The sequence below is a fragment of the Nonomuraea sp. NPDC049784 genome (assembly GCF_040659615.1).
Lineage (GTDB): Bacteria > Actinomycetota > Actinomycetes > Streptosporangiales > Streptosporangiaceae > Nonomuraea.
In genome coordinates this window covers 1-9,910 of the sequence record NZ_JBFAMX010000377.1, presented here as the reverse complement: position 1 = coordinate 9,910, position 9,910 = coordinate 1, and the positions used below count along the sequence as shown (strand labels likewise).

The window sequence follows — 9,910 nt, the reverse complement described above, 5'->3', positions numbered from 1 at the left end:
GACCGAGGTGGACACCACGCGGGTGTATTCGTCGAGGTCGAGGGCGCTGAACTCACCGGTGCCGCACGCGGTGAACACTCCTCCCGCCCCCGCCGCGACCCCGTCGGCGACGTGCCGGGCCAGAGCGGGTTCGGCGAGGTCGCCATCGGCGTCGAAGGGAGTGACCGGGAAGAAGAGAACACCATCTAGCCGCATCGACAGTCCTTTCTAGCGGATGCCCTCCCTGCGAAGAGTGGCAGCCAGCTTGCGGGTGTGTTTGATCACTGCCTCGGTGATCTGCTCGGTCTCAGCGGGTCCGAGCCTCGCGGGCATGGCGCAGCTGATCGCGTCGGTGGCCGGGATGCGGTAGTCGACCGCCACGGCCACGCAGGCAAGGCCGGGCGTGCCCTGCTCTCGTTCGTATGCCCAGCCCCGGGTGCGGACCTGGTCGAGCTCGCCCGTCAGCTTGTTCAGATCGGTGATCGTGTGATCGGTCATCCCCGGCAGCGGGTCGGGCAGCAGCGCCACTACCTCGTCGTCCGTGAGCTGGGCCAGCAGCACCTGCCCGAGCGCCGTGACGTGGGCGGGCAGTCGCCGGCCCACCCGAGGGATCACGTGGTCGGCCTCACGCGACTCGCGGGTGGCCAGGTAGAGCACGTGCGCGCCGTCCCGGCGGGCGAAATGGGCGGTCTGCCCGATCTCTGCCCGCAGGTCCTCCAGGGTCTCCTGCGCGAACGGCAGCGCGGGATCCTTGTCGAGGTACGCGGTGCCGGTCAGCAGCGCGTGCGGCCCGATGCCGAACGCCGACCTGCCCGAGTCGGTCTCCACCCAGTTGAGCTCGACCAGCGTCCGCATGAGGGCGTGCAGACTGCTCCGCGGGAAGCCGGTGCGCTGCTGGAGCTCCGACAGCGTCAGGTTGTTGTGCGACTCGGCCAGGGCCTCGAGGATGCGTACCGTCCGCTCCGCGGACTTGACCAGCTGGGGCTCCATACTCATCCCATCTCGACTGCGGCTTCGGACATCCAGAATATGGGATAGCGTCCAGATACATGGACGCTTAACCCTTGATGGCGCCGCTTGTCAGACCTCGCATGAACTGCCGCTGGAAGGCGAGGAACGCGATGATCGACGGCAGCAGCGCCAGCAGCGAGGCCGCCAGCAGAACGCCGATCCCCACCTCCTCGTCGGAGCGGAGCGAGCGCAGCGCGATGGGCAGTGTCCACATGCTCGACTCCGGCGCGACGATCAGGGGCAGCAGGTACTGGTCCCAGATCATGGTGAAGCCGAAGACCCCGATCACGCCGAGTGCGGGACGGCACAGCGGCACGATGATGGTGGCGAAGATCCGCAGCTCGCCCGCGCCGTCGATGCGCGCGGCCTCCTCCAGTTCGACCGGCACTTCCTTCATGAACTCGGTCATGACCAGGATGGAGAAGCCCCAGGCGCCGACCGGCAGGATCATGCCCGCGTACGTGCCGATGAGGTTCACGTGCAGCAGCGGCATGTCCGACAGGACGAGCGAGAGGGGGATCGCGATGATCTCCTCCGGCAGCATCATCGTGGTGAGCATGAGCAGTAGCACGATCGTCATCCCGCGGAACTTCTTGCGTGCCAGCGAGTACGCGGCGAAGACACTCACGAGCATCTGCAGCAGCAGGCCGAAGCCCACGACGATGAAGGAGTTCAGCAGGTAGAGGTAGACGTTCTTCTCCTTGGCCTGGATGAAGTTCTCCAGGGTGAATTCGTCCGGCCACAGGGAGAAGGAGGTGGGGTCGAGAGTCTTGCTGAACGCGCTCACCAGCAGCCCGACCAGCGGCCCGGTGAAAACCACCACCATAAAGCCATAAATCAGGACTTTTCCGGTGACGGCCACGGGACCCTTGCGCGACTCCAACCCCAGAGCGCTGTCGAACCTCATGTCGCCTGCCTCCTGCGCAACATTTGCGCGATCAAGGTGAGCGCCAGCGTGGCCAGGAACAGCACGATGCCGCCCGCCGAGGCCACACCCAGATCGTTCTTCTGGAATCCGAGCTTGTAGATCAAGGTCATCAGCACCTCTGACGACCCGTTCGGACCACCGTTCGTCAGGACGTACACCTCGACGAAGACCCGCAGCCCGCGAATGGCGGCCAGCGTGAACAGGATCCAGAACACCGGCCGCAGGGCGGGCAGCGTGATGTGCCGCAGCCGATGCCAGGTGGAGGCGCCGTCCACGGCCGCCGCCTCGTAGAGCGTGCGGTCGACGCCGACCAGCCCCGCCAGGAAGATCATCATGTCGTACGGGGTGCCGCGCCAGATGCTCATCAGCATGATCGACCAGAGCGAGGAGTGCTCGCTGGCCAGCCACGGCTGGGGATCGATGCCGACCCAGCCGATGATCGTGTTGAGCATCCCGCTGTCGGCGGGGTGGAACATGATCCGCCACACCTCGGCCACGGCCGCCATCGTGGTGACGACCGGCAGGAAGGCCGCGGTGCGGATGAACCACAGATACCGGGCGGGCCCCTCGATGAGCAGCGCGAATCCCAGGCCCAGCACGAGCGAGCCGACCGTGGTGCCCAGCGCCAGCAGGATGCTGTGCCAGATGGCCGCGGCGAAGTCGGAGTCGCTGATGATCGTCTTGTAGTTCTCCAGGCCGAGCCATTCGTCACCGAGGAACGTCTGGACCTTGAAGAAGCTCTTCCACAGGCCCACGAACATCGGGATGAACTTGAAGTACAGGAACAGCAGCAGCGCGGGCGCCAGGAACAGCCAGGCGATCAGCTGCCCCCGCCACCGCACCCGTTTGGTGCGGCGATGGGGGCTCGCCGTGCGGCCAGGCGCCTGGGTGAGTGTGGAGGTCATGACGCTTTCTGGCTCTGGAGTTCCTGTGTGAGCTTGGTGTTCAGCTGGTCCATCGACGTCTTGACGTTCGCGGAGCAGTCGGCCCAGACCGCGTTGATGGAGTCGGCGGAGTCCTGGCGGATCGGCGCCCAGTTCGGGACCGGCGGTGCGTAGACGGCGTTGGCGTAGGCGTCCTGGAACACCTTCCAGCGCGGGTCCTGCCGCTCGCCGGCCATGTCGACCTGGGTGTTGACGGGCAGGCGGACGATGGCGCCGTTGGCGTCCTTGTTCATGCCGATCTTCTGGCCCTCAGGGGAGATCGCGAACTCGGCGAACTTCTTCTGCGCGTCCTGCTGGTCGGAGCCGGCCATCATGTAGACGTTCTCGCCCTCGCCGAGCGTGCCGGGGCCGCCGGACGGACCCTTGGGCAGGGGCAGGACCTCGATCTTGTCGGTGCCGATGCTCTTGACGAACCGGGCGAGCACGTACGGGCCGACCAGGTAGATGCCGCCCTGTCCCTTCTCGAAGACCTCATGCGTGACGGTCGTGTCGTTGCTGACCGCGCCCGGGTTGACGGTCTTGGTCTTGCAGAACTGGTCCTGGAGGTACTGGACGGCCTCCACGGTCTTCGGGTCGTTGACCGTGGACTGGAAGTGGCCGCCGCCGGTGCTCTTGATGAAGTCGCCGCCGTTGGCGTAGATGAGGGAGGAGGCGTACCAGGAGGCGTAGCCGCGCTTGGTGCCCGCGGGGATGACGAAGCCCGCCGTGTCGGCCTTGCCGTTGCCGTCGGGGTCCTTCTCCGTGAACGCCTGCGCTAACTTGGCCAGGTCCTCCCAGCTCTGGGGCGGCTCCATGCCGACCTTCTCGCGCCAGTCCTTCCGTACGATCAGCGCGAACGACTGGGCGGAGAACGGAGCGCCGTAATACTTGCCATCGCTGCCCGCGGCGGCCACCCACGCGCGGTCGGCCAGCTTGTCGCCGCCGGCGAGCGAGGCCTTGTCGACTTCGCGCAGCCAGCCCTGCGAGTGCATGTTGCCGAGCTGGGCGGTGTCGTTGATGACGATGTCGGGAAGCTGCTTCTGGGCGGCCTGCTGATTCAGCTTGGTCTCGAAGTCGTCGAATAGCGCGACGACTTTCGTCTTCACCCCGCTGGCCTTGGTGAATGCGTCGGCGAGTTTCACCGCCGTCTTGGCGGAGTCGGAATCGGGCGCCTGCCTGATCCAGATCTCCAGCGCGTTGTCTGAACCTGATCCCCCGGAACCGCAGCCTGTCAGCGTTACGGCCAGGGTCGCTGTGACCGCGACCCCGAGCAGACGACGTGACATCAGACCGCCTCCCGTTCACATACGTGGACTTGAGTCGTGGACTTGAACTCGTGCCTGTGAACGTAACTAGTGACATGGTTCACGGTCAATATTCAAGGATGTGAATTTCGGTCAGAATCGTGTACATCATGGATGCATGCGCATTCTTATGACCGGAGCCGCTGGAAAAGTCGGCGCGCTGCTCCGCCCACGGCTCGCCCGCGACGGCCGCACGCTGCGGCTTTCCGACATCCACCCGGTCGAGCCGGGCCCCGGTGAGGAGTGGGTGACGGCGGACCTCGCCGACCCGGCCGCGGTGGCCGAGGCGATGAAGGGCGTGGACGCGGTGATCCATCTCGGCGGCCAGAGCCGGGAGCATCCCTGGGCCGACATAGTGCAGGCCAACATCAATGGAACGCAAGTGCTTCTGGAGGCGGCTCGCCAGGAGGGCGTCCAGCAGCTGGTGCTCATGGGCAGCCACCACGCGGCCGGCTTCCACACCCGCCCCGCCGACGGCTCCGACTTGCCCGACTACGCCTTCCCCCGGCCCGACACCTTTTACGGAGTGAGCAAGGTCGTCATGGAGGCGCTCGGGAGCCTCTACCACGACCGGTTCGGCATGAACGTGACCGTCGTCCGGCTCGGCACCTGCAACGAGGCCTCCGGCGACACGCGGGGGCTGGCCACCTGGATCTCGCCTGACGACCTGACCCGCTTGATCGAGGCGGCGCTGACCGCGCCCGGGTACCACGTGGTCTGGGGCGTCTCGGACAACGCGCGGCGATGGTGGTCGCTGGAGGAGGCCGAGTCCATCGGGTACGTCTCCCGCGACTCCTCCGACCCCCAGGCCGCGGCGCTCATCGCCGAGCAGGGGGAGCCGGACCTTTCCGAGCCGCTGCACAACCGCGCCGGAGGTGTGTTCACCCTCAAGGAACTGGGCGGCCGCTGGTAACGCCCCACCGCCGGTGGTGGGCGCCGGCGCGGAGGCGCGCGCTGCGGCGTGGGATGTCGTGCGCGCCCGCCACCTCCCGCGCCGAGCGCGACGTCGTGGTGCACTGCTGCCCTCGTGATGCGGCCGCATCAGGCGCGGTGCTGTGACGGCTGGTCATACCTCTCTTGACCAGGCGATTCATGAATCGCACACGAACGGCGCGCACGACGGGGAGCACTGGCAACCGGTTGCAAGAACCTTGACGGCGTTAGGGGCAAAGGTCAAGGCTTGTTCTGGCAACCGTTTGCAAGGGAGGACGGCGATGGCGGCGACGATCAAGGACGTGGCGCGCGCCTGCGGCGTGCACGTGTCCACCGTGTCCCGTACCTTCTCCGCGCCGCACCTGGTCAATCCTGCCACCAGGAGCCGCGTGCTGGCCGCCGCCGACGACCTCGGCTACCGCCCCAACCGCGCGGCCAGGGCTCTCACCACCGGGCGCACGTTCAACATGGGCCTGATCGTGGCGGACATCTCCAACCCGTTCTTCCCTCCGCTCATCAAGGCGGCCCAGGCGCAGGCCAGAGGCCGCGACTACCACGTCTTCGTGGCCGACACCGACGAGGACCCGCGGGTCGAGGAGGAGCTGATCAGGACGTTCACCAAGCAGGTGGACGGCGTCCTGCTGTGCAGCCCCCGCCTGTCGAACAAGATGATCGAGCGCCTGGCGGAGGACGTGCCCTTCGTGGTGATCAACCGGCGGATCAAGGGCATGCCCGCCGTGCTGATGAACGTCGCCCAGGGCGCCAAGCTCGCGCTGGAGCACCTGGCCGGGCTCGGCCACCGCAGGATCGCGCTCGTGTCGGGCCCCCTCGGCTCGTGGACCAGCAACGAGATGCAGGGTGCCGCCGCCGAGACCGCCGGGCTCGACCTCGTCTTCTTCGGACCCAACCAGCCAACGGAGTCGGGCGGTCTGGCGGTGGCCGCGGACGTGGCGGCCTGCGGGGCGACCGCGGTGCTCGCGTACAACGACCTCGTCGCCCTCGGCCTCATCGAGGGGCTGGCGGAGATGGAGATCGGGGTACCAGACAAGATAAGTGTCGTCGGGTTCGACGACATTCTCCCGGGACGGCTCAACCGGCCCAAGCTGACCACTGTGGCCATGCCGGCCGTGGCCGCCGGGAGGATGGCCGTCGACCTGCTGCTCCAGTCGGGGGGCGAGGGCGCGACAGTGACCCTCGACACCGCCCTCATAGTCCGCGAGTCCACGGGAAGGGCCCAAAAATGATCTTCGGAACGCTGCCGTCGGGTGAGAGCGTCGAGCAGGTGGAGCTGTCGTCGGGACGGCTGCGCGCCGAGGTGCTCACGTACGGCGCCATCGTGCGCTCACTGGAGGTGTCGGGCCGCAACGTCGTGCTCGGGCTGGACACGCTGGAGGACTACCAGACCCGCAGCCGCTACTTCGGCGCGGTCGTCGGCCGGTACGGCAACCGCATCGCGAACGGCCGCTTCACCCTGGACGGCGTCGAGTACCGGCTTCCACTCAACAACGGCGCCGCCAGCCTGCACGGCGGCATCGAGGGCTTCGACAAGGAGGTGTGGACCATCGAGGAACGCACCGACGGGTCGGTGACGCTGAAGCTGATCAGCCCCGATGGCGACCAGGGCTACCCGGGCACCCTGACGGCCTGGGTCACGTACACGCTCGAGGATGACGCGCTCCGCATCGACTACGCGATGGAGACCGACGCGCCGACCGTGGTCAACCTGACCAACCACTCCTACTTCAACCTCAAGGGCGAGAGCGAGGGCGACGTACGGGACCACGTCGTGCAGCTGGACGCCGAGCACTACCTGCCGGTGGACGAGCACAAGATCCCCACGGGGGAGCTCATGCCGGTCAAGGGCACGCCGTTCGACTTCACCGAGCCGCACGCCGTGGCAGAGCGGAACGACGGCGAATACGACCACTGCTTCGTGCTGAACAGCGGAGGCGGCAAGGTGACGGGCGGCGGGCTGACCATGGAGGTCACGACGACCGAGCCGGGTGTGCAGTTCTACACGGGGCACATGCTGGACGGGGCGGCGACGCCGTACGGGCCCTTCGCCGGGCTGTGCCTGGAGACGCAGCACTTCCCCGACTCGCCCAACCAGCCGCAGTTCCCCTCCACCGTGCTGAGGCCGGGCGAGCGCCGCACCTCGACGACGACCTACCGCTTCACGTCCTGAACGGGCGCAGGGCGGCGGAGGCCTTGATCACCAGCAGGGCCATGTCGTCCTGCGACGGCCGCTCGGCGAACGTCTCGACCGCGTTCCGCACGCGTTCGGCCACCGCGTGGGCGCTCAGCCCTGTGCAGCCGGACAGCAGCGTGGCCAGCCCGTCGCCGTCGTCGAGCAGCCGGTCGCCGTCGCGCCGCTCGGTCACCCCGTCGGTGACGCACAGCAGTAACTCCTCCGGCGCCAGCTCGAACGTCTCGACGTAGAACCTGGCGCCGGCCTCGATGCCCAGCAGCAGCTGTGGGGCCGCCATCGCCTCGACCCTGCCGTCCGTCCGCAGCAGGAGAGGCGGGGGATGGCCGGCCGAGGCGATCGTGCACAGCGCGCCGCCCTGCGGGAGCGGGGTCAGCTCGCCGCACAGCAGGCTGAGGAACCTGCCCTCCTCGCCCTCCTCCAGCAGCGCGTGGTTGAGCCGGTCGAAGATGTCGGCCACCGTGTAGTGCTCCTTGGCCAGCAGGCGTACGGCGTGGCGGGCCAGCCCGGTGACGGCGGCCGCCTCCGGGCCGCAGCCGCAGACGTCGCCCAGCGCGAAGCACCAGTGGTCGGCCACCGTGAACAGGTCGTAGAAGTCGCCTCCGACGTCCGTGCCCTCTCCGGCGGGCTCGTAGACGACCGCCGACTCCAGGCCCGGCATGGGCGCCACGCGCATGGGCAGCAGGCTGCGCTGCAGCACCCGCGAGGTGGTGGCCTGCCTGGCGTACAGCATGGCGGTGTGCAGGTTGAGGGCGACCAGGCGGCACAGATCCGCCAGCAGGTCCGCCACCTCCAACGGCAGCGTCGGCTCTGCGCGGCCGATCACCAGCGCGCCGTACGACCTTCCCTGGGTGAGCAGCGGGAACGACAGCACGGTCTCCGGCCCCACCGGCCAGGTCACCTCGTCGAGCGCGGTGCGCGGGATGGCGGGCAGCGACTTGCGCAGGTCGGAATTGTGGCGCTCCTCGCTGTGCCAGACGTGCGCGAGCCGGGTCATGCCCGCCAGGTCGGTCAGGTAGACGGCCGCCCAGGTGGCGATCTTGGGCACGACGAGCTGCGCGGTCAGCGCCGCGATCAGCTCCTCGTCGTGCACGCCCGCCAGCAGCTCGCCCGCCTCGGCCAGGAACGACAGCCGTCCCCGGTGCGCGCGGTCCTGCTCGGCCAGCCGCTCGCGCTGCACCGGGACGGCCACCTGGCCGGCGATGTGCTGGAGGCTGACCGTGAGCTCCCCGTCGAAGCGGTCCGGCTGCGCGGCCGTCACCACCAGGTAGCCCGCCGGCTCGCCGTTCACGAGCAGCGGCGCGCACGCCAGCGACCGGGCGCGCAGCTGCTGGGCCAGCTCGACGTCCACGGCGAGCAGGTCCTCTATCAAGGTAGGCGTCCTGCGCTCCGCGCCGAAGACGCCGGGGGCCAGCACCCCCACGAGGCCGGCCGTCGCGCCGGCGCCCGCCGCCACGCCGAACCTGTTGCCGCCGTCCGCGGACAGCAGCACGTAGGCGGCGTCGCCGCCGCTGGACATCTGCACGATCTGGGCGATCGTGTCGAGCAGCTCCGCGAACGGCATGTCCCGGTCGAGCAGGTCCAGGATGCGCCGGCCGGCCTCCCTGCGCAGTGGCGGAGCGGGCGGCGGCGTCAGCACGTAGCCGTGGTCGCGCCCCACCACCATCCAGATCAGGCATCGCTGCCCCCTGGTGCGCAGGTGGGAGACGTAGACGGGGACCAGGCCGCCGTCCCTGTGCCGCATGCGTGCCTCGCCCCGCCAGCGGCCCAGGTTGAGCGTGTCGGCCAGCGACAGCGTGTACGGCCCGTGGCCCCGCCAGGCCACCAGCTTCTCCAGCGGGCGGCCGATCGCCTGGTCGGCCCGCCAGCCGAGCAACTGCTCCGCCTCCGGGTTCCACGACTGCACCAGCCCGTCGCGGTCGGCGACGATGACGCCGACGTGCAGCGTCTCGATGGGAACGGGGCAGGGCGGCGCCGGCGCGGCCTCCTGCGCGTCGTAGCGGTCGGCGAGCTCCATGCGCACCCAGACGCGCTTGGCGGTCCTGGTGTAGGTGACGCCCCAGGCGTCGGCCAGCATGCCGGCGAGCGCGAGGCCGCGCCCCGAGGTGCGCGTCGACTCGGGAGCGGGTTCGGCCGCCAGGATCGTCCGCGCCGGGTGGTGGTCGTCGACCTCGATCTCCAGTTTCGCGGGGTCGGCGTCCAGGTCCAGGCGGCAGGTCAGCTCGATGCCGGTGCCCGCGTGTACGACGGCGTTGGTGACGAGTTCGCTGGTCAGCAGCACGGCGTCCTCGGCCAGATGGCTCAGGTGCCATTCGCCGAGCACTTGGCGGACGAACCTGCGCGCGTGTGCCGGGGCATGGGGGGTCCCGTCGAAGGCGGTGCTCGACACCCTGGTCGTGTCCACTCTGCGTCCTAGAACATCACTCGAAGTGGCTGTTCGGTCACTCTCAGAGTGGCAGACCGGTGCCGTCCATACCCCCGGTTGTGAAGAAGCCCGTGCTCGGGCAGGTCAAGGCAGGAGCGCGGCCCTGAGACGGTCGGTGTGGGCCTTGGTGAGGCCGTTGGCCAGTAGGAGTCGCTCCGCGCCGCCGCGCTCGCCCAGCGCGGCCAGGAACGTCCGCATCGC

General features: G+C 68.8%; 9 protein-coding genes. 3 read left to right on the top strand and 6 right to left on the bottom strand.

Going from position 1 to position 9,910, the window contains the following annotated elements:
• The 5 genes from AB0J09_RS43785 to AB0J09_RS43765 form a co-directional block, all read right to left on the bottom strand.
• Window positions 1–195, bottom strand: a 195-nt coding sequence (locus AB0J09_RS43785) for a dihydrodipicolinate synthase family protein (protein ID WP_360704932.1), incomplete at its 3' end; no start/stop codon positions are given.
• A gap of 12 nt (window positions 196–207) precedes the next feature.
• Window positions 208–975, bottom strand: coding sequence for an IclR family transcriptional regulator (locus AB0J09_RS43780; RefSeq protein ID WP_360704929.1), 768 nt, complete (start codon window positions 973–975; stop codon window positions 208–210).
• A gap of 61 nt (window positions 976–1,036) precedes the next feature.
• The gene (locus AB0J09_RS43775) at window positions 1,037–1,897 is read right to left on the bottom strand and encodes a carbohydrate ABC transporter permease (protein ID WP_360704926.1); all 861 of its coding nucleotides are present in this window, start codon (window positions 1,895–1,897) and stop codon (window positions 1,037–1,039) included.
• Window positions 1,894–2,823, bottom strand: coding sequence for a sugar ABC transporter permease (locus tag AB0J09_RS43770; RefSeq protein WP_360704923.1), 930 nt, complete (start codon window positions 2,821–2,823; stop codon window positions 1,894–1,896). Before AB0J09_RS43770 ends, AB0J09_RS43775 begins: the two co-directional genes overlap by 4 nt.
• Window positions 2,820–4,127 carry a sugar ABC transporter substrate-binding protein gene (locus AB0J09_RS43765; RefSeq protein ID WP_360704920.1) on the bottom strand — a complete coding sequence of 436 codons (1,308 nt, stop codon included), beginning with the start codon at window positions 4,125–4,127 and terminating at the stop codon, window positions 2,820–2,822. The genes AB0J09_RS43770 and AB0J09_RS43765 overlap by 4 nt, the downstream gene beginning before the upstream one ends.
• Before the next feature lie 136 nt (window positions 4,128–4,263).
• Between AB0J09_RS43765 and AB0J09_RS43760 the strand changes: the two genes are divergently transcribed.
• The 3 genes from AB0J09_RS43760 (at window position 4,264) to AB0J09_RS43750 (ending at window position 7,263) form a co-directional block, all read left to right on the top strand.
• Window positions 4,264–5,058: an NAD(P)-dependent oxidoreductase gene (locus AB0J09_RS43760; RefSeq protein WP_360704917.1), complete on the top strand. Its 795-nt coding sequence runs from the start codon at window positions 4,264–4,266 to the stop codon at window positions 5,056–5,058.
• Between the two features lie 301 nt (window positions 5,059–5,359).
• Window positions 5,360–6,322: a LacI family DNA-binding transcriptional regulator gene (locus AB0J09_RS43755; protein ID WP_360704914.1), complete on the top strand. Its 963-nt coding sequence runs from the start codon at window positions 5,360–5,362 to the stop codon at window positions 6,320–6,322.
• Window positions 6,319–7,263, top strand: a complete 945-nt coding sequence (locus tag AB0J09_RS43750) for an aldose epimerase family protein (RefSeq protein WP_360704912.1) — start codon at window positions 6,319–6,321, stop codon at window positions 7,261–7,263. Before AB0J09_RS43755 ends, AB0J09_RS43750 begins: the two co-directional genes overlap by 4 nt.
• Here the strand turns inward: AB0J09_RS43750 and AB0J09_RS43745 are convergent.
• Entirely contained in the window at window positions 7,253–9,688 is a 2,436-nt protein-coding gene (locus tag AB0J09_RS43745) for a SpoIIE family protein phosphatase (protein WP_360704909.1), read from the bottom strand. The two genes, AB0J09_RS43750 and AB0J09_RS43745, sit on opposite strands and share 11 nt — an antisense overlap.
• Window positions 9,689–9,910: the final 222 nt, after the last annotated feature.

Coding starts and splice junctions, on each gene's coding strand:
- AB0J09_RS43760 (WP_360704917.1), top strand. CDS start 4,264: ATGCGCATTCTTATGACCGGAGCCGCTGGAAAAGTCGGCGCGCTGCTC.
- AB0J09_RS43775 (WP_360704926.1), bottom strand. CDS start 1,897: ATGAGGTTCGACAGCGCTCTGGGGTTGGAGTCGCGCAAGGGTCCCGTG.
- AB0J09_RS43755 (WP_360704914.1), top strand. CDS start 5,360: ATGGCGGCGACGATCAAGGACGTGGCGCGCGCCTGCGGCGTGCACGTG.
- AB0J09_RS43770 (WP_360704923.1), bottom strand. CDS start 2,823: ATGACCTCCACACTCACCCAGGCGCCTGGCCGCACGGCGAGCCCCCAT.
- AB0J09_RS43750 (WP_360704912.1), top strand. CDS start 6,319: ATGATCTTCGGAACGCTGCCGTCGGGTGAGAGCGTCGAGCAGGTGGAG.
- AB0J09_RS43780 (WP_360704929.1), bottom strand. CDS start 975: ATGAGTATGGAGCCCCAGCTGGTCAAGTCCGCGGAGCGGACGGTACGC.
- AB0J09_RS43765 (WP_360704920.1), bottom strand. CDS start 4,127: ATGTCACGTCGTCTGCTCGGGGTCGCGGTCACAGCGACCCTGGCCGTA.